Raw genomic sequence first — 20,165 nt, forward strand, 5'->3', positions numbered from 1 at the left:
CTAATGTGATCCAACTTGGGTGAAAGTGGAATGGCCATCGGAGTCCGGGTCCTGATCTTCATCGTGCAGATCCGGTTCCTCGTCGGGCGCCTCGTACAGATAAGCCTTGCCGGGTGCGGCCTTGGCCGCTTCGGTGATCGCGCTGCGCAGCAGGTCCAGCCCAGCGCCGGTGCGGGCGCTGGTGAAAACGCGAGAAATTTTAGCATATTCATCACGCTCGACCGCCGGCTCCAGGCCGGCCGCATCGATCTTGTTCCAGACCAGGATCTGGGGAATATGATCGGCGCCGATTTCGCGCAGCACCAGGTTGACCTGCTCGATCTGCTCCATGCGCACCGGGCTGGCCGCATCGACCACGTGCAGCAGCAGGTCGGCATGGATGGTTTCTTCCAGCGTGGCGCGGAATGCCGCCACCAGCTGGTGCGGCAGTTCCCGCACGAAACCGACCGTGTCGGAGACCACCACATTGCCCACTTCCTCGCCCATGTAGACGCGGCGCGAGGTGGTGTCCAGCGTGGCAAACAGCTGGTCGGCGACATACACGCCGGCCTTGGTCATCGCATTGAACAGGGTGGACTTGCCGGCATTGGTGTAGCCGACCAGGGACACGGAAAACGTCTGGCTGCGCCCGCGCGAACGGCGCTGGGTTTCATGCTGCTTGCGCAGCTTGGCCAGGCGGGCCCGCAGCGCCTTGACGCGCTCGCCGATCAGGCGGCGGTCGGTCTCGAGCTGGGTCTCACCCGGACCGCGCAAGCCGATACCGCCTTTCTGGCGTTCCAGGTGGGTCCAGCCGCGTATCAGGCGGGTGGCCAGGTGCTGCAGCTGGGCCAGCTCGACCTGCAGCTTGCCCTCGTGGCTTTGCGCGCGCTGCGCGAAGATATCCAGGATCAGGCTGGTGCGGTCCAGCACGCGGACCTGCAGGCGCTTTTCCAGGTTGCGCTGCTGCGCTGGCGACAAGGCGTGATTGAAGATGACGATCTCAAGCTTGAGATCCTGGACGGCAAAGCCGATCTCGTCGGCCTTGCCGCTGCCGACGAAATACGCTGCGTCCGGACTGGAGCGCTTGCCGGTAATCGTGGTCACCGGGTCCGCTCCCGCCGAACGCGCGAGCAGCATCAGTTCCTCGACGCTGGCGGCAAAATCGCCCTGACCGAAGTCGACCCCGACTAAAGCTGCGCGCATGCGACCGCCAGGCAAGGTGGGAGGCGAAAATCAATACTCAATGATTATTCCGCTTCGGATTCGATGTTCAGGTTGACGGCACGGGCCGGCACCACGGTCGAAATGGCGTGCTTGTACACCATCTGGGTCACGGTATTGCGCAGCAATACCACGTATTGGTCGAACGATTCGATATGTCCCTGCAGCTTGATGCCGTTGACCAGGTAGATCGAGACAGGAACGTGTTCCTTGCGCAGCGCGTTCAGGAATGGGTCTTGTAACAGTTGCCCTTTGTTGCTCATAACAGCTCCGTTTTATGTTGTTGTGTGTGAATTGGAGGCGACTCGCTGTATTTCAAGTGCCAAGCATCAATCTCTGCCTGGAGAATGATGCCTTCAAGCTACTGTAACCTGTTTTTGACATTCGTGCAGGGCGTACCGTGCAGAAATGTCAACGAATCAGCAATAAGCGGCCTTTTATTTTTCGCGCTTGTCGAACGGGTTTTTACCGGTGCGCAATTCAATGCGCAGCGGCGTGCCGACCAGGTTGAAGGTATCGCGGAAATGCTTTTCCAGGTAACGCTTGTACGGGTCCGAGACCGCGTCCAGCGCATTGCCGTGGATCACGATCACCGGCGGGTTCATGCCGCCCTGGTGCGCATAGCGCATCTTCGGACGGATCGAGCCCTTGCGCTTCGGCTCCTGCTTCTCCACCGCCTCCTGCAGCGCGCGGGTCAGCTTCGGGGTGGACATGTCGGCCATGGCGGCGGCGTAAGCCTGGTCCACCGACTTCATCAGCGGGCCGATGCCGGACGCCTTCAGCGCCGAGATGAAGTGCATCTTGGCGAAGGACAGGAAGTCCAGCTTGCGGTCCAGGTCGATCTTGATCTCGTCGCGGTCGTCCGACTGCAGGCCGTCCCACTTGTTGACGGCCACCACCAGCGCGCGGCCCGTTTCCAGCACGAAGCCGGCGATGTGGGCGTCCTGCTCGGAGATGTCCTGCTGGGCGTCCAGCATCAGGATCACGACGTTCGCTTCCGAAATCGACTGCAAGGTCTTGACCACCGAGAATTTCTCGATGGCTTCGAACACGCGGCCGCGGCGGCGGATACCGGCCGTGTCGATCAGCGTGTACTGCTTGCCGTCGCGCTCGAACGGGATCTCGATCGAGTCGCGCGTGGTGCCCGGCATGTCGAAGGCGATCACGCGCTCTTCGCCCAGCAGGGTATTGATCAGGGTCGACTTGCCGACGTTGGGACGGCCCACCAGCGCGATTTTCACGCCGCGCTCGGCCGGCTCCAGTTCCTCGGCATCTTCCGGACGCTGCTCGAAAGCCTTGTCCAGCGCTTCCTGCACCAGGTCGTGCACGCCGTCGCCGTGGGCGGCGGAAATCACATACGGGTCGCCCATGCCCAGTTCGTAGAAGTCGGACACCACGGCGGTGTAGCGCATGCCTTCCGACTTGTTTACCACCAGCAGCACGGGGCGGCCGGTCTTGCGCAGGAAGTCCGTGATGGTCTTGTCGTGCGGCGTCAGGCCTTGGCGGCCGTCGACCAGGAACACCACGATGTCGGCCTCCGCGACAGCCTGCTTGGTCTGCAGCGCCATCTGGTACATGATGCCTTCCTTGGCGACCGGCTCGAAACCGCCGGTGTCGACCACCAGGAAGGGGCGTTCGCCGACGCGGCCCTCGCCATAGTGGCGATCGCGCGTCAGGCCTGGCAAGTCCGCCACCAGCGCGTCGCGCGAGCGGGTCAGACGATTGAATAAGGTCGATTTCCCGACGTTCGGGCGACCTACGAGTGCTATTACCGGCTTCATTGTATTACTCGACCGCGAGCGCGGTCACTGTCCCTGATTGGGTTTGGAAAATCAAATTCGGACCAGCGATGACCGGCGACGATTTGATCGCCGAGCCGTCGGTGCTGACCCGACCTATTAGTGCGCCATCTTCGCGCGACAGGAAATGGATGTAGCCCTGCATGTCGCCCACGGCCACGCTGCGGCCGACCGAGGCCGGCGTGGACAGGCGGCGGAATGCCAGCTTGTCGTTCTTCCAGGCGCTTTGGCCGCCTTCGCGCGAGAAGGCCGCCACGGCGCCCTTCTCGTCGGCCGTGAACACGAAACGCTGGTCCACCGCCACGCCGACGTCGGAAGACACTTCCTTGGTCCAGCGCGCCTGGCCGGTGGCCAGGTCGAAGCAGCCCACGCGGCCCTGGTAGGTCACGGCGCAGATGTCTTTCTCGAACACCACCGGCGAGCCGGCCACGTCGGCCACGCGCTCCAGTTCGGTGGCGCCCTTCGGCTCGCCCACCGACACTTCGAAACGCGGCACGCCGGTGGCCAGGGTCAGCGCCAGCAGCTTGCCGCCGGGCTGGCCGACGTAGACATTGCTGCCGTTGATGACCATGCCCGGCGCATTGCGCAGGGTCAGGGCTGGCGTGGTGCGCAGCACCGACCAGCGCTTGGCGCCGGTCTTGGCTTCGAAGGCCGTGATGCGGTTATCCACCGACCGCACCACCACCACGTCGTCCGCCGCCACCGGCGAGGACAGCACTTCGCTCGAGGCTTGCGCCTTCCACAGCTGCTTGCCGCTGCCGTCGAAGGCGATGATGTTGCCCTTGACGCCGCCCACCACGACGATTTCGCCGTTCGGGCTGGCGCCCACGCCGGCGGTCAGGTCGCTGCCGGCCTTGACGCGCCACAGCTGCTTGCCGCTGGCCGCGTCCAGGCGCGCCACGCCGCCGTCGGCGTCGGCTACGAACACGCTGCCGGCCGCAGCCGCAGGGCTGAAGCTGTTGGCGCCGGATTTGCCCAGCGAGTACTTCCACGCGGTTTTCACCGCCATCGGGTTTTTCAGTTCCACCAGCGCGGCTGGCTTGTCCTTCGGCTCATCCGCGAACGGATTGATCTTGTCCAGGGTGCTGCAACCCGCGGCCAGGGCCAGCAGGCTAACTCCAACAACTTTTCCGGCAATACGCATAAATGTCCTTAAACCCGTAGGGCGGGTCAGCGCTTGCGCGCAACCCGCCATGCATGCATTGCGGCGGCGCCAGCGGGTTGCGCGCCATGCGCCAGCCCGCCCTGCCACCCCCGATTCCCTTCGTTACGCGGCGGCCTTAGGCTCGGCCGGCACGGTGCCGCCGATCGCCTCGAGCTTGAGCTGGATCAGCTGGCGGCCCGGGTTCTTCTTGTCGATGGCGTTCAGCGCGGCCAGGTAGGCGGTGCGCGCTTCGGCCAGCTTGTTCTGCGCCGCCAGCACGTCGCCCTTGCGGTCGGCCACGGAACCTTCGAACTGCTTCGGCACGGCCACGGCCAGCACCTTCAGCGCCTCGTCGTAGGCTTTCTCGTCCAGCAGCACGCCAGCCAGGCGCACGCGCGCGATCGCCTTGTGCTCTTCCTCGCCGTGCTCGATGGCCCAGTTCAGCTGGGCCTTGGCGGTCTTCAGGTCGTTCGCGTCGAAGGCATGCTTGGCGGCCGCCAGCGCCGCCATGGTGGCGTAGCTGGTGCTGGCGAACTTGCTCTGCATGTCGGCGGTGGCGCGCTGCACCTTGGCCGCGTCCTTGGCGGCGACGGCGGTCTGCAGCTCGTCGTACAGGGCCGAGGCCGACGCGGCCTGGGTGCGCTGGTAATACTGCCAGCCGTTCCAGCCGGAATACGCCGCCAGGCCCGCGATCAGTACCCACGACGTCAGGTTGCCGTACTTGGCCCACCAGGCCTTGAAGTTAGCTAGTTGTTCTTGTTCTTCGAGATCGTATGCCATGAGATTCGGTCAGGTTAAAAAGGTTGATCGGTTACGGTACGGATTAGTGCTTGCAGTTTTCATCGTGCACGTGGAAATGGTGGTGCTCCTCGCCATCGCCCGTGATGTGGTCCACGATGTAGTCCACCACGTCGTCGAACGCAACGGTGGCTTGCTGGTGCTCGCCCTCTTCGCCGCGCATGGCTTTCACGTTGGCGGTGGCGTTGGCCACCTCCGACTCGCCGATGATGACGGCGAACGACGCGCCGCTGCCGTCGGCCTTCTTCATCTGGCTCTTGAAGGAGCCGGCGCCGCTCAGCGCGGCGCAGTGCAGCACCACGTCCAGGCCGGCGTCGCGCAGGCGCTCGGCCAGCACGAAGGCTTGCATCTGGGCTGGCTCGCCCTGGTGCACCATGTACACGTCGCACTGGTTGGGCTCGGCCGGTTCGCCGGCCACCTTCATCAGTTCCACCAGGCGCTCGATGCCCATGGCGAAGCCCACCGCAGGGGTAGGCTTGCCGCCGAAGGTTTCGATCAGCGGGTCGTAGCGGCCGCCGGCGCACACCGTGCCTTGCGTGCCCAGTTCGTCCGTCACCCACTCGAACACGGTGCGGTTGTAGTAGTCCAGGCCGCGCACCAGGCGGGTGTTGATGGTGAACGGAATGTTGTTATGGTTCAGGATCTTCTGCACGCCGTTGAAGTGCGCCAGCGACGCTTCGCCCAGGTAGTCCAGCAGCTTGGGCGCCTGGTTTACCAGTTCCTGCATGGCCGGATTCTTGGTGTCCAGAATGCGCAGCGGATTGCTGTGCAGGCGGCGCTGGGCTTCCGCATCCAGCAGCTCGCTGTGCGACTCCAGGTAGGCGATCAGGTCCACGCGGTGCGCCGCGCGCTCGGCCGCGTCGCCGATGGAGTTCAGTTCCAGGCGGATGTTTTCCAGGCCCAGGTCGTCCCACAGGCGGCGGCACATCATGATCATTTCAGCGTCCACGTCCGGGCCGGTGAAGCCCACCGCTTCGCAGCCGAACTGGTGGAACTGGCGGTAGCGGCCGCGCTGCGGCTTCTCGTGGCGGAACATCTGGCCCTTGTACCACAGGCGCTTCGGGCCTTCGTACACCAGGTTGTTCTCGATCACCGAACGCACCACGCCGGCCGTGCCTTCCGGGCGCAGGGTCAGCGCGTCGCCGTTCATCGAATCGGTGAAGGAGTACATTTCCTTCTCGACGATGTCGGTGACGGCGCCGATGGCGCGCGCGAACAGGCTGGTGTTCTCGACGATGGGGGTGCGGATCTGCTGGAAGCCGTAGCTCTGCACCACGGATTGTGCGGTGTTCTCAAACAGTTCCCACAGGTGCGCGTCCTGCGGCAGCAGGTCGTTCATGCCCTTGATGGCGGTGATTTTTTCAGCTTTTTTATTGTCAGACATATGCTTTGCCGTAGTTCTTTTTAACGTAATCCAGCACGATGGCCTGGAATTCCTGGACGATATTGTCGCCGCGCAAGGTGGCGAATTTCTGGCCGTCGACAAACACCGGCGCGGCCGGCGATTCGCCGGTGCCGGGCAGGCTGATGCCGATATTGGCGTGCTTGGACTCGCCGGGGCCGTTGACGATGCAGCCCATGACCGCCACATTCATCGCTTCTACGCCCGGGTAGTCCTTCTTCCATTCCGGCATCGAGTCGCGCAGATAGGTCTGGATGTCGTCGGCCAGCTCCTGGAAGGTGGTGGAGGTGGTGCGGCCGCAGCCCGGGCAGGCGATCACCATGGGGGTGAACTTGCGCAAGCCCATGGTCTGCAGGATTTCCTGGCCGACCACCACTTCCTTGGTGCGGTCGCCGCCCGGTTCCGGGGTCAGCGAAATGCGGATGGTGTCGCCGATGCCTTCCTGCAGCAGCACCGACAGCGCGGCGGTCGAGGCCACGATGCCCTTGCTGCCCATGCCCGCTTCGGTCAGGCCCAGGTGCAGCGGGTAGTCGCAGCGCTTGCCCAGCTCGCGGTACACGGCGATCAGGTCCTGCACGCCGGAGACCTTGCAGGACAGGATGATCTTGTCGCGCCCCATGCCCAGTTCCTCGGCGCGCACCGCGTTTTCGATGGCGGACGTGATCAGCGCCTCGTACATGACGGCTTGCGCCGACCACGGGTTCTCGCGGGCCGCGTTCTCGTCCATGATGCGCGCCAGCAGCGCCTGGTCCAGGCTGCCCCAGTTGACGCCGATGCGCACCGGCTTGTCGTACTTGACGGCCACTTCTATCATCTGCGCGAACTGCGTGTCGCGCTTGGCGCCCTTGCCCACGTTGCCGGGGTTGATGCGGTACTTGGACAAGGCCTGGGCGCAGTCCGGGTAGTCGGTCAGCAGGGTGTGGCCGTTGTAATGGAAATCGCCCACCAGCGGCACGTCGACGCCCATCTTGTCCAGCTGGTCGCGGATGTAGGGCACGGCGGCGGCCGCCTCGGGGCGGTCCACCGTCAGGCGCACCAGCTCGGAACCGGCGCGCGCCAGTTCCTTGATCTGGATCGCGGTCGCCACGGCGTCGGCCGTGTCGGTGTTGGTCATCGACTGCACCACCACGGGCGCGTCGCCGCCGACCCAGATCTTGCGGTCGCCATGGGCCACCAGCACGCTGCGGCTGCCACGGCGCGCTTGCGGGCCTGAAGGGATTGCGGTGTTCGACATCGGGACGTCCATGTTGTTCAATGAGCTTTACTTAACTTATTTACTTGATATTTACGCGTGCAATTGTACCGCCTGGCACTTCCGGCAAGGCCAGCGGCTGGCCGCGCAGCGTGGCTTGCACGTGGCCGGGCTTGCCGACGATCAGCAGCGCCGCGTCGTTGATCTCGAACTGCTCGGTGCTGCCGGCCTTGACCAGGCGCGCGATCAGCGACGGCTTGCCGGGGCGGCGGATTTCCACCCACGAGTCGTCCGTAAACTTGAGCACCAGCGTGGCCGCGCCGCTTGCCGCGGCCGGGGCAGCCGGAGCCGCCGCCGGCGCAGGCACGGCGGCCGCCGGGGCCGGGGCCGGAACGGCCGGCGCCGGAGCGGCGGCGGCCTGGGCCGCTGCGGTGCCGGCCGGCGCGCCGCCTGCCGGTGCGGCGCCCGGCACGACCGGATTGACGCCGGCCGTGGTGCTGGCGCCGGCGGCGCTATCGGCCGGCGGCACGGAAACCAGCGGCACGTTCGGCGAAATCAGCGGCGCGGTATCGGCGCCCGGCTTGGCCACCGTCTCCAGCGCAGGCGTGGCGGCGGCTGGCGCGCTGGCCGCCGACGTACCATCCTTCACGGCGTTCAGCACGTTCGGCAGCAGGCCGGCCTGGTAAGCGCCGGCCACGGCCACCACCACCGCCACCACGGCGGCGCCCATCAGCCAGCCCGCAGGCTTGGACGAGCGCTCCGTCAGCGACGGGAAGCGCGACTCCGAGAACGTGGCCGAGATTTTCTCGCGGCGCGCCGGCGCGGCCGTCTCATGGGTGGGGGCCGGGTTCACTTCTATCATGGCCACCAGCGGCGCGGCGTCCAGCTTCACCACCTTGGCGTAGGCGCGCACGAAACCGCGCGTGACCGCCATATTCGGCAGCGCGGCGTAGTCGCCCGCTTCCAGCGCCGCCACCTGGCGCGGGGCCAGCTTGAGCTGGTCCGCAATCTGGTCCACCGTCAGGCCCATTGCCTCGCGCTGCGCTTTCAGCTGCGCACCGGGCGTGCCCTGCTGCTGTTGCTTCTCAGGCTGATCCGCCCGTTCTGAATTCATAGGTATACCTGTCTCACTCATCAAACGCCCCACGTTGATAGGCAGCATACTCCGGCGAGCCGGAATGGTGGCGGCGCAATTGCGTCACCCAGGCCGATTCCGCGCCCGTGTCGCCGAGTTTATGCTGCACCCTGATTGCAAGCCACAGCACGTCAGCCGACAGGCTGTCCATCTTGGCCAGCTTGCTCAGCCGGGTAATGAAAAAACCGGCGCGCACATAGTCGCGCCGCTCGTAATAGATGCGCGCCAGGTTGGCGCTGGTAGCCGGCACGTCCGGCGCAATCTTCAATGCCGGCAGCAAATACTTCTCTGCCGTGTCGTAATCTTTCTGTTTCAGCGCGCAACTGCCCGCGTTGTTGTAGGCATCGGCCGGCGACTGGTAGGAGCGCACGGCCAGCGCCGCGTCGAAATACTTGAACGACTCGGCCACGCGGCCATGGCGGCACAGGAAGGAGCCGTAGTTGTTGTTCACTTCCGGGCTGTTCGGCGCCAGCTTCAGGGCGCGCACGAAGTTGTCCTCGGCCAGCTCGCGCTCGTCCATGGCCATATAGGTCAGGGCGCGCATGCTGTAGGCGTCGGCCAGTTCGGGATCGGCCGCCAGCGCCTTCTTGATTTCGTCCAGCGCCACCGCGTACTGGCCCTGCTGGTAGTAGCCGATGGCCAGCTGCATGCGGATTTCGGCGCGCTTTTGCGCCGCCGTCTGGTCCGACGCCGTGGCCAGCTCGGCCTTGCCGCTGTGGCCCGGCGTGCTGCCCGGCGCCGACGCGCAGCCGCACAGCAGCCCGGCCAGGCCGAGGGCGGCCAGGCGCAGCAGGCAGCGGTGGGCTAGCACGGTCATCAGGAACGGATCTCCACGATCTTGCCGAACTCGGGGCCGAATTTCTTCTGGTATTCGGCCATCTTGCCCATGCGCTCCTGCACCTTGGTGCGGTCCTGCACTTCGCCGGCCAGCTGGCCGCAGGCCGCGTCGATGTCGTCGCCGCGCGTCTTGCGGATGGTGGTGACGATGCCGGCGTCCATCAGGATCTGGGCGAATTGCTTGATGCGCTCGTTCTTGGAACGGAACAGGCCCGATTCCGGGAAGGGATTGAACGGGATCAGGTTGAACTTGCAGTTCACGCCGAATTCGCGGTGCTTGACCAGCGCCACCAGCTCGCGCGCGTTCTCGTCGCTGTCGTTGAAGCCGTCCAGCATGCAGTACTCGAAGGTGATGAAGTCGCGCGGGGCGAACTCGAGATAGCGCTTGCAGGCGGCCATCAGCTCGGCCAGCGGGTATTTTTTGTTCAGCGGCACCAGGCCGTCGCGCAGCGCGTCGTTCGACGCGTGCAGCGACACGGCCAGCGCCACCGGCACCACCTGGGACAGCTTGTCCATCATCGGCACCACGCCGGAGGTGGACAGGGTGACGCGGCGGCGCGACAGGCCGTAGGCGTTGTCGTCCAGCATGAGTTTCAGCGCGGTGGCGGTCGGCTCGAAGTTCAGCAGCGGTTCGCCCATACCCATCATCACCACATTGGTGATCTGGCGCTCGCCTTTCGGACCGGGCTCGATGCCCTTGGTGCGGCGCAGTTCGAATTCGGCCATCCACAGCTGGCCGATGATCTCGCCCACCGTCAGGTTGCGCGAGAAGCCCTGCTTGCCGGTGGAGCAGAAGCGGCAGTTCACGGCGCAGCCGGCCTGGGTGGAGATGCACAGCGTGCCGCGGTTTTCTTCCGGGATGAACACGGTTTCGACGGCGTTGCCGTTGCCGACGTCGACCAGCCATTTGCGGGTGCCGTCGGTGGACGTATGGTCGCTGATGATGGCCGGCGCCGTGATGTGGGCGCGGGTTTTCAGCTTGTCGCGCAGCGACTTGGCCAGGTCGGTCATCGAATCGAAGTCCGACGCGCCGAACTGGTGGATCCAGCGCTGCAGCTGCTTGGCACGGAACGGTTTCTCACCCAACTCCGCACAGTAGGCGATCAGCTGTTCCGGATCGAAGTCCAGAAGGTTGGTGAGGGTCGTGTCCATACTTGTACTCAATTCATTCTAAAAAAAGGCTGCGCCCCGGACGAGGCCGGGGCAACAGGTACAGCTCAAATCAACGTGCTACCGTGCTTCGCCGAAGCGAAGATTAACGGGAGTAAACGTTCAGTGCTGGGAAGTAGTAAGCGATTTCCACAGCAGCGGTTTCAGCGGCGTCGGAGCCGTGCACGGCGTTGGCGTCGATGGAGTCAGCGAAATCGGCGCGGATGGTGCCGGCTTCTGCTTTCTTAGGATCGGTAGCGCCCATCAGATCGCGGTTCTTGGCAATGGCGCCTTCGCCTTCCAGAACCTGGATCATGACTGGACCGGAGACCATGAAGTCAACCAGGTCTTTGAAGAATGGACGGGCAGCGTGCACAGCGTAGAAGCCTTCGGCTTCAGCGCGCGACAGTTGAGCCATACGCGCAGCGACGATCTTCAGGCCAGCGCCTTCAAAACGGCTGTAGATCTGGCCGATAACGTTTTTAGCGACTGCGTCTGGTTTGATGATCGACAGGGTGCGTTCGATTGCCATGTAAAAAACTCCAATAAAAAGAAAGGTTTAAAACGAAATTGATGATTCAATCAACCCTTGATTTTACCATAGAACCCCATTCCGGACCGAGATTCGGTGCCATGGGCCGATTTTAAGGCCCCTCTAAGCCGGTTTTTGCTCCTTTTACGCAGAGCATGCTATGCTTTTAGCAAGCGGTGCTCCGCACCTATCCTTTGGAGGCAACATCATGAGCAACTTGCAGCAAACCTACGACTATTCAGGCAAGGGCGTAGCGGTACGCCACAATGTCCTGCGCAACACCTACTGGCTGCTGGCGCTGTCGATGATCCCGACCGTGCTGGGCGCGGCCGCCGGCGTGGCTTTGCACGTGCCGGTGCCGACCGGCATCATGGGCTTCATCGTCTTCATGGCGATCGCCTACGGCTTTATCTGGGGCATTGAAAAGAACAAGAACAGCGGCCTGGGCGTAGGCCTGCTGCTGGGCTTCACTTTCTTCATGGGCCTGATGCTGACGCCCTTGCTGACGCGTACCCTGGGCTTTTCCAACGGCGGCTCGCTGATCATGCTGGCCTTCAGCGGCACGGCGGCCGTGTTTGCCACGCTGGCCAGTATCGCCACCGTGTCCAAGCGCGACTTCTCGGCCATGGGCAAGTGGCTGTTCGCCGGCGTGATCGTGGTGATCGTGGCCAGCGTCGCCAACATCTTCTTCCAGATGCCGGCGCTGCACATCGCCATCTGCGTGATGGTGATCGGCATCTTCTCCGCCTACATCCTGCATGACGTACAGCAGATCGTCAACGGCGGCGAAACCAACTACGTGAGCGCCACGCTGTCGCTGTACCTGAACGTGTACAACATCTTCAGCAGCCTGCTGAGCCTGCTGGGCATCGCCGGCGGCGACCGCGACTAAGCTAAGCAACCTCCCTGAAAAAGCCGGCGCATGCCGGCTTTTTTTTCGCCGGCTGGTTTATTGCGCGTTCCCGCGCACCTGGAAACGGGTGGTGGCCACGGGGGCGCCGGCGGCGTCGACCAGGGCCAGTTCGTGCTGGCCCGGCTCCGGGCGCCAGGCCAGGCTGCCGGCGGCCGGGCCGAGGGTGGCGCCGTCCAGCTGCCAGCGCAGGCCCTGCCCGGCCTGCGCCTGGAAGAACACGCGCTGGCGGGCGTCCGGGATGTCGGGGTCGATGGCGATGATGCTGGCGTCGGCCGGGTACAGGATGCGCGGAACGCGGCGGGTTTCCTGCAGCAGCGCCACTTCGGCGCTCTCCGTGCCGGCGATGAACCATTCCGCGCGCGGCGGCTCGAAGGCCGGCTGCCAGGCCACGTCGCGCCGCAGCACGCCCGGCGGCGCGGCCGGGGCGCGGCTGGGCACGTGCTGGTGCAGGTAGTCCATCACGTCGCGCCAGACCGGGGCGGCGCCGGTGACGCCGGACACGTCCCACATCGAACCGCCGTCGAAATTGCCGACCCACACCCCCACCGTGTAGCGCTCGCTGTAGCCCACGCACCAGTTGTCGCGCATGTCCTTGCTGGTGCCGGTCTTGACCGCCGCCCAGAAGGTGGTGGCCAGCTCGTTCTTCAGGCCGAAGGTGACGCTGCGCGCGGCGCGGTCGGACAGGATGTCGCCGACGATGAAGGCGGCGCGCGCATCGAGCACGCGGCGCCGGGCCTCGGGCGCGCGCGGCAGCAAGGTGGCGCTGCCATGCAGGCCGCCGCTGGCCAGTGTGCGGTAGGCGTTGGCCAGGTCCAGCAGGCTGACATCGGCCGAGCCGAGCGCCAGCGAATAGCCGTAGTAGTCGGCCGGCTCGGTGAGGCTGTCCAGGCCCAGCTCACGCAGGCGGCCGTGAAAACGGTCCAGGCCCACCATCATCAGCGTGCGCACGGCGGGAACGTTGAGCGAACCGGCCAGGCTGGTGCGGGCGCTGACATAGCCCTTGAATTCCTTGTCGTAGTTCTGCGGCACGTACAGGCCGGTGGCGGTGGAGATGTCGACCGCCGTGTCGTCCAGCAGCGAGGCGGCGGTAAGCTGCTTGCGCTCCAGCGCCAGCTCGAACAGGAAAGGCTTGAGCGTCGAGCCGGCCTGGCGCAGCGCCGCCACGCCATCGACTTCGCTGCCGCCGGCGTTGCCGACATAGGCCAGGATCTCGCCGCTGGCATTGTCCAGCACCACCAGGGCGCCATCCTTCACGTTGCGCTCGCGCAGCGAAATGATCTGCTGCCGCAGCACCGCCTGCGCGTGGCGCTGCAAACCGGCGTCCAGCGTGCTGCGCACTTGCTGCGACGGCGCCGTCAGCAGCTTCTGCGCTACCTGCGGCGCCGGCGCCAGCACGGCCATGGCGGCCGAGCGCGTGAAAGCGTTGGCGGCGGTGGTCTCGATGGCCGCGCAGTTCGCGTGGGCCTTCAATTCCCTGGCCAGTGCGCAGGCCCGCCGCGCCACCAGCTTGGGCGCGGCCGAAGGCGCGCGCAGCAGGCTGGCCAGCACCGCCGATTCGGCCACGTTCAGGCCGGACGGCGCCTTGCCGAACAGGCCGCGCGCGGCCGCCCCCACGCCTTGCAGCTCGCCCCGGAAGGTCACCAGGTTCAGATAGGCTTCCATGATCTGCGGCTTGCTCCATGTCTGGTCCAGCGCCCTGGCCGCTTTCACCTGGTCCCATTTCTGGGTCCAGCTGCGGCCTGCCGCCGCCGGCTGCAGGGCCGGGTCCAGCTGGGCCGCCAGTTGCATGGTGATGGTGGAGGCGCCGCGCGGGCGGCGGCGGAACAGGTTGTCCCAGGCCGCCTTGCCGAGCGCTTCCAGGTCCACGCCGTCGTGCTGCATGAAGCGCTGGTCCTCGGCCTGCATCACCGCCGCCCCCAGGGCCGGCGAAATGTCGTCCAGCTTTACCCACGGCAGGCGCCGCGCAGCCAGGTCAACGCGCATCGATTGGATCGGCGCACCGTTCCGGTCCAGCAGTGTCGACTCGGAAGCGCGGTAGGCCGCCTGCACCTGCTCCGGCGTGGGCGTCGCGCCGGGCGCAGGCGCGGCTGCGGCGGCAGCCGGGCCGCCCACCACCAGGACGGCGATACCCAGCGCCAGCATCGGCATCGCCACGGGGCGTGGATGCGGCGCGGAGTGGATCGGGACAACGCTCATTTCACGCTCACGGCGGCATTCGGCAGCTCGGCGAAGGCTTCGGGGCTGTACATGGCTTCAACGCGCGTAGGCGGCAACTGGAACTGGCCGGCGTTGTTCAGCCGGACCGTATACTCGACGCTCCACTTCCCTTTCGGCACGAACTCGTAGTAGGAACGGAACGCCTCGAAAGTGCGCTCCTGGAAGGCGGGCCACACCCAGCCCTGGCTCTTCTCGCCCGCCGTCAGCAGTTGCGAATCCTTGCCCAGCCCCGTGCCGAGCACGGAGGCGCTGGCGGGGATGGGGTCGTCCACCACCACCCAGGTCATGTCGGCCTGCGCTTCCAGGTCGAGCCGCACGCGGTAGACGTCGCCGCGCGTCCAGGCGCCCTTGACGGCCTGCTCGACCGGCGTGATGGTCTTGACGATCTTGTAGCCGGACGACACCGGCGCCTTGAGCGGAATGGCCGCCAGGCTCTGCACCGTCACCCAGGGCTTGCCGCTGCCCGCATGCTTGAGCGAGAGCTCGGCGGCCCCGCGCGGCCAGGCCAGCAGCGCGCTGCCGCTGGTCGCCTTGGCGTCCAGCGCCACGCTCTTGCTGGCATTGCCGATCGACGCCGTGCTGCTGCCGGCCACAGGTTCGCGCTCGAACTTGTCGGAGAATTTGTCCAGCGCCAGCACGCCCCAGGCGTTGGCCACCGTGGTGTTCCAGCGCCCCTTGTGCTGGCGCCCCAGCGCGCCGCGCGCGAGGCGCCCGATGTCGGACTGCCAGGACGGGTTGTAGGTCATGGCCAGCAGCAGGCGGTTGGCGTTGACGTCGCCGGACACCATCAGCCACCACCAGTTGTCATTGCGCTCGGTGGAGAAGCCCATGGTGGTGCCCTGCAGGTTCAGGCGCGAACGCAGGATCTGCTGCGCCTGCGCCAGCCGCTTGTCGCGCTCGGGCAGCCCCTGGACGCGCTGGTGGATCAGGTACCAGTCGATGACGGCCGAGGTCGGCCACAAGTTGGGCTCGGGCGAGAATGATTCCAGCTCGGCGCCGGTGACGCGGTTGACGCGCGACAGCGCTTCCAGCGCGGCCACCTTGCGCACCGCCAGATCGGCCGTGGCCAGCGGCGAGCCGCGCGTGATGCGGCCCTGCACGAAGTTGAGCAGCGCCTCTTCCATGCGCGCCTTGGCGTCGCCCGGAATCGGGAAGCCGGCTTCCTGGACGGCGGACAGCACATAGGCGGTCAGCGTATCGCTGCCCTGCTCCATGACGGGGAAGTACTTCAGCAGGCCGTCGTGGTCCAGATAGGCGGGCAATTGCGCAGCCAGATGCTGCCAGCGCTCGCGGTCGCGCAGCGCGATGGCGCGCGAGGTGTTCTGCTCGAAGCAGGTGTAGGGATAGGCCTGCATGTAGTCGCGCACGCCCGGCAGTTCGCTGCCCAGCCGCGCGGCGAACAGCGTCCGCACCCCGCCGCGTCCCGGCAGCGCGTCGGCGGGAATTTCCACTTTCATCGTTTGCGGCTGGTCGAGCTGCAGCAGCGTGGCCTGCAGGGTGCGCACCGGCACCGCCGTCCTGACGGCCTGCTTCACGCGCAGCCGGTCCGACGACGCGGCCGGCGCAGCGCCGGGTTCCGCGGCCAATGCCCCGGCTGCCGGCATGCCGCTGGTGTGCGCGGTCACGTCCCATGCCAGTTCGCTGGCGCCGGAGGGCACCTGGTAGTCCCAGCCGATTTCCTGCGCCATGCCGGCCGCGATGGCCACGCTCTGGCGCGGCAAGGCCTTGCCGGACACCTGCGCGCCCAGCTCCACCTTCAAGTCGCCCGCCGTGGCATTGCGCAGCGTGAAGCCGGCGCGGAACTTGTCGCCTTCGCGCACCACGGCTGGCAGGCCGGACAGCAGCATCAGGTCTTGCGTGCTGCGGATCTCGGCGCGGCCGCTGCCGAACAGGCCGGTATTGGCGCTGGCGATGGCGACGATGCGGAACGCGGTCAGCGAGTCGTTCAGCGGCACCTGCACGCTGGCTTCGCCGTTGGCGTCCAGCTTGACGCGGCCCTTCCAGAACAGCAGCGTGTCGAACAGTTCGCGCCCGCCGCCCTTGCCGCCGCCGCCGCCGTGCGGCACCGCCTTGCGCCCGAAATGGCGCTTGCCGACCACCTGCATCTGCGCGGTCGAGGTCTCCACCTGCAGCCCGCGCTGGCGCATCATCGTTTCCAGCAAGTCCCAGCTGGCGTTCGGCATCAGCTCCAGCAGGCCGACATCGACCGCCGCCAGCGCCACTTCGGCGCCGGCCGGCGCGGGCGTGCCGTCGGCCCGCGTGACCTTCACCGACACTTGCGCCTTCTGGCGCACCTTGTAGGTCTGCTGGTCGGTGTTCACCGCCACCTTCAGCTCGTGCGCGGCCCAGCCCACCTTCAGCTGCGCCACGCCCATCTTGTAGGCCGGTTTGCCCAAATCGACCAGCGCGGTCGGCTGCACGCCGGCCACGCGGCCGCGCACCACCAGAGCGGAAACGAACATATTTGGCGCGTAGTTCGGCTTGACGGGGATGCTGAACACCGGCGAGGCGCCCGACAGGTGCTTCACATACGTGTCGAGTATGCCCTCGCGCTCCACGGTCACCAGCGCGGTCGCTTCGCGGAAAGGCATGCGCAGCTGGAAGCTGGCCGTTTCGCCCGGCTCATAGCGCTTGCGCTCGGGCAGCAGGTCGATGCGGTCGTCGTCGCTGGCCTTGAACCACCAGGCGTCGCCGTCGGCCACCCAGGTTTCGCGGCTGGTGACGGCCGCGCGCTGTTCGCCGTCCTGCGTGCGGGCGCGCAGGATCAGGTTGCCCGCCTCCGGCGCCGCCACTTCGCAGATCAAGAGGCCCTTGGCGTCGGTCTTGCCTTCGCAGGCCTTGCCGAGCGCCTTGATCTCGCTGTTGTTCTCATAGGCGTAGAAACCGCCGACCAGGCGCCGCCGGTGCGAATAGTTCAGGCGCTGGAAGAAGTCCACGTCCACCGGCGCGCCGGCCACCGGCTTGCCTTGCGTGTCCAGCACGGCCACCTGGAACTTGAGGGCGGTCTTGCTCAGCACCCAGTTGTCCGGCTTGATGCCGATCACATAGTTCGATGGCCACAGCGCTATGGTGGTGGCCGAGGACAGCGTTTCGCCGTTGGCATCCTGGTAGGACATCTCGGCCAGCAAGGTGGCCGGCTGCTCCAGTTTGGGCAGCTTGTCGACCACGAAGCGCGCGCCGCCGGCACGGTCCAGGGTCAGATTGCGGGTCTGCACCGGCGCGCCAGCCTCGCCCTGCCCTTCCTCTTCGGCCATGCCCGGCTCTTCGCCGTCATCGCCGTCGCCCTCGAAGGACGCGGACTGCTCCACCTTGCCGGCCCGCACGTCGCCCATGGCAAAGGCGAAATCGTCGTAGTCCTCGAAATGCACGCCGCGGGGCTGCTGCGTGGTACGCAGCTTGACCTGGGCGCCGGCCGCACCACCGCCCGACAGATAGCTGAGCTGCAGGTCGAGCGCCACCTGCTCGGCCTGCACCACCGGCGCCGGCGGGCCTTGCAGCAAGGCCTTCATGGTCGGGACGCGGAACTGTTCGACCCGGAACACGCCGCCGACGCGGCCTTCATACAGCACGTCGTACTCGCCCTGCTTGGCATCGGCCGGTATGGTCCAGCTGCTCTCCGCCACCCCGCCGCTGGACCAGACCAGCGGCAGCTCGTATTTCTGCGCGCTGCCCTGGTGCGTGATCACCAGCCGCGTCTCCTTGCCCGGCTGCGTGGCATAGGCAAAGCCGTCCGAACTGCGGCGGCGGATGAAATGCTTCATGTGCACCGTTTCGCCGGCGCGCAGCAAGGTGCGGTCGAACACGGTGGTGGCGATGGTCTTGTCGGCGCGCAGATCGTCGGTGGGCACGTTGAAGCGCCACGGTTCGATGCCCTCGGACCAGTTGGACAGGGTGAATGTCATGTCGGCGCCGCTGCGGGCGCTGACGAAATAGCCTTCGCTGTACGGGCAGCCGTCGTGGAACAGTTCCTCGCGGATGCTGGCCACGCCGTTGGCGTCGGTCTTGCCCTGCCAGAGCAGCTTGCCGGAGCAGGCGCGCACCGCCACCTGCGCGTTGGGCACCGGCAGCCCCTTGTCGAGCGAGGTGACCCACACCAGCGAGGACTCGGCGCCGTGCTTGAAATGGGCCACCATATTGGTGACCAGGGCTGCCGCGCTGACATAAGCCATGCTGGGCTTGCCCTGCAGCGCCAGCCCGAGCTTGGGGCTGGCCAGTTCCACCACGTGGAAGCCGGGCTTGCGCAGCGGGATGCCGATCACCTCGAAGGCCTTGCCCCCGCCCGGCTTGGGCAGCGTGAAGCGCTCGGTTTTCGGTTTCGGGCTGCCTTTCGGCTCCGTGAAGACCGATTCCTTCAGGCCCCACAGCTCGCCCGGCACCCAGCCCGCGCTGCGCTTGGCGCCATGCAGGCGGCGCAGCCAGTCCATCACTTGCCGGTCCTGCTGTTCGTCCGGGCCTTCCACGGTCAGCATGGCGCCGGCCGCACCGCTGGCCTTGGCCATGCGCCCGGCGATGCCCGCTTCCACATTGCGCACCGTGACCGGCAGCAGCCTGTCGCCGCGCGCCTCGATGATGCCGAAGCGGGCCGGAAATTTCACCAGCGGCGGCATTTCGCCGGTCTGCACGGCCAGCGGGAAGCGGGCCTGGTTCAGCAGGCTGCGGCCGGCGTCGTCCTTGAGCGCGTCCGGCAGCACCAGGCGCAGCCTGGCTTTCTCGGGGAAGGGGCCGACGATCAGCACCCCGCTCACGTACTCGGCCCGCTCGTCCTCCTTCGACAGTTTCGGCCCCCAGCGCTTGCCGCCCGGGCCGGTGATGGCAATGGCGCGCGCGTCCGCCGTGCGCACCATGGCGCTGAAACTCACGCGCACCGGCTGGAACGGAATGCAGTGGCCCTTGGCGGAGGGACGCTCGCAATGGAAGGTGGCGGTGAAGTCGGGGCGCGTCTTGAAGCTCAGCACCTGGTCGTGCGCGTTGGCCAGGCCGCCGGGCGTGGCGATGGCGGCGCCCCACACCAGCGTCACCTTGGCGTTCTGCGGCAGGCTGCGCTTGCACTGCACAACGCTGACCGGGGTTTTCCCGTCCCGGCCGGCGCGCATTTTGCGTCCGTCCAGCACCTGCTGGCGCTCCTTGCCCGTCAACAGCCGCACCGCGATTTTTTCGTTGATGCCCTCCGCCGTGCAGTAGGCGTGCTGCGCGATATCCGCCTCGCGCGCCGGCGCGTCGAGGGTCAGCACGAATATCTGGTTCTCGTCGAGATACCCGGCCCCTTCGTGCGGCAGCGAGGTCACGATGGACGGCCCGCCGGTGTTGAAGCTGTAGCTGCGCGCACCGCCCAGCCGCCTGCCTTCCACGTCCGCCAGCCCGGCCTTGAGCGTAAAGCGGCAGGCCACGCCGGCCGGCAGATCGCGCTCGAAGTCATACACCCAGTTGCGCCCATCGACCCAGCGCCCTTTGCCGGCCGCCACCGGCGCCGGCTCGCCCGCACCCGTGCCGGCGCCCTGCCCCGCGCCGCAATCGGCGTCGAAGGGATCGCTCAGGCGCAGGTCGCCGAACGGCACCATCTGGGCGCTGAAGCGCGCCTTCACCTGCCGCACGCCTTTCACGGCATCCTGCGGTGAAAAAGCTTCCACCAGCGTCTGCGCCTGCACGGCAACAGGCAGCAGGCACAGCAGGGCTAAGGTCGATATGGCGCGCATTTGAACTCCCGGGGCTGGATACAGCCCCCAGTGTTGCAAAGAGAATAATAGTTGTCAACCAGCGAGCGGCAATACCACTCACAAAACGCATATCGAAGCGCGAATCCATTCGTTCCCGGCATGAGGGTGCGCTTGCTATGGTGCCAACTCTTTC

The 20,165-nt window shown here is 66.3% G+C and carries 14 protein-coding genes; 1 reads left to right on the forward strand and 13 read right to left on the reverse strand.

Annotated features, from left to right (window positions below):
• From hflX to ndk, 11 genes are all read right to left on the reverse strand, one after another.
• Complete coding sequence (gene hflX, locus AC6H42_RS23040) at positions 1-1,182, reverse strand: GTPase HflX (protein WP_057155942.1); 1,182 nt, start codon at positions 1,180-1,182, stop codon at positions 1-3.
• A gap of 44 nt (positions 1,183-1,226) precedes the next feature.
• Positions 1,227-1,463 (reverse strand): RNA chaperone Hfq, encoded by a 237-nt coding sequence (hfq, locus tag AC6H42_RS23045; protein WP_008450615.1) that lies wholly within the window; start codon positions 1,461-1,463, stop codon positions 1,227-1,229.
• A 174-nt stretch (positions 1,464-1,637) separates the two neighbouring features.
• Entirely contained in the window at positions 1,638-2,981 is a 1,344-nt protein-coding gene (gene der / locus AC6H42_RS23050) for a ribosome biogenesis GTPase Der (protein WP_057155943.1), read from the reverse strand.
• A gap of 4 nt (positions 2,982-2,985) precedes the next feature.
• Positions 2,986-4,143, reverse strand: coding sequence for an outer membrane protein assembly factor BamB (bamB, locus tag AC6H42_RS23055; protein ID WP_057155944.1), 1,158 nt, complete (start codon positions 4,141-4,143; stop codon positions 2,986-2,988).
• A gap of 123 nt (positions 4,144-4,266) precedes the next feature.
• Complete coding sequence (locus AC6H42_RS23060) at positions 4,267-4,923, reverse strand: YfgM family protein (protein WP_057155945.1); 657 nt, start codon at positions 4,921-4,923, stop codon at positions 4,267-4,269.
• A gap of 43 nt (positions 4,924-4,966) precedes the next feature.
• On the reverse strand, positions 4,967-6,325 hold the full coding sequence (hisS, locus tag AC6H42_RS23065) for a histidine--tRNA ligase (protein ID WP_057155946.1): 1,359 nt from the start codon (positions 6,323-6,325) through the stop codon (positions 4,967-4,969).
• Positions 6,318-7,577 (reverse strand): flavodoxin-dependent (E)-4-hydroxy-3-methylbut-2-enyl-diphosphate synthase, encoded by a 1,260-nt coding sequence (gene ispG / locus AC6H42_RS23070; protein WP_057156119.1) that lies wholly within the window; start codon positions 7,575-7,577, stop codon positions 6,318-6,320. The genes hisS and ispG overlap by 8 nt, the downstream gene beginning before the upstream one ends.
• A gap of 40 nt (positions 7,578-7,617) precedes the next feature.
• Positions 7,618-8,649, reverse strand: coding sequence for a RodZ domain-containing protein (locus AC6H42_RS23075; protein WP_497549035.1), 1,032 nt, complete (start codon positions 8,647-8,649; stop codon positions 7,618-7,620).
• 13 nt (positions 8,650-8,662) lie between these two features.
• Positions 8,663-9,487 (reverse strand): type IV pilus biogenesis/stability protein PilW, encoded by an 825-nt coding sequence (pilW, locus tag AC6H42_RS23080; protein ID WP_057155948.1) that lies wholly within the window; start codon positions 9,485-9,487, stop codon positions 8,663-8,665.
• The gene (rlmN, locus tag AC6H42_RS23085) at positions 9,487-10,659 is read right to left on the reverse strand and encodes a dual-specificity RNA methyltransferase RlmN (RefSeq protein WP_057155949.1); all 1,173 of its coding nucleotides are present in this window, start codon (positions 10,657-10,659) and stop codon (positions 9,487-9,489) included. The genes pilW and rlmN overlap by 1 nt, the downstream gene beginning before the upstream one ends.
• A gap of 103 nt (positions 10,660-10,762) precedes the next feature.
• Complete coding sequence (gene ndk, locus AC6H42_RS23090; protein ID WP_057155950.1) at positions 10,763-11,188, reverse strand: nucleoside-diphosphate kinase; 426 nt, start codon at positions 11,186-11,188, stop codon at positions 10,763-10,765.
• 208 nt (positions 11,189-11,396) lie between these two features.
• Between ndk and AC6H42_RS23095 the strand changes: the two genes are divergently transcribed.
• Positions 11,397-12,080 (forward strand): Bax inhibitor-1/YccA family protein, encoded by a 684-nt coding sequence (locus tag AC6H42_RS23095; RefSeq protein ID WP_057155951.1) that lies wholly within the window; start codon positions 11,397-11,399, stop codon positions 12,078-12,080.
• Positions 12,081-12,137: 57 nt separating this feature from the next.
• On the opposite strand, the gene pbpC is transcribed toward AC6H42_RS23095, so the two are convergent.
• Both pbpC and AC6H42_RS23105 read right to left on the reverse strand, forming a co-directional pair.
• Positions 12,138-14,297, reverse strand: coding sequence for a penicillin-binding protein 1C (gene pbpC, locus AC6H42_RS23100; protein ID WP_497549036.1), 2,160 nt, complete (start codon positions 14,295-14,297; stop codon positions 12,138-12,140).
• On the reverse strand, positions 14,294-20,011 hold the full coding sequence (locus AC6H42_RS23105) for an alpha-2-macroglobulin family protein (RefSeq protein ID WP_497549037.1): 5,718 nt from the start codon (positions 20,009-20,011) through the stop codon (positions 14,294-14,296). Before AC6H42_RS23105 ends, pbpC begins: the two co-directional genes overlap by 4 nt.
• Positions 20,012-20,165: the final 154 nt, after the last annotated feature.

Source organism: Massilia sp. NBRC 108631 (assembly GCF_059704565.1).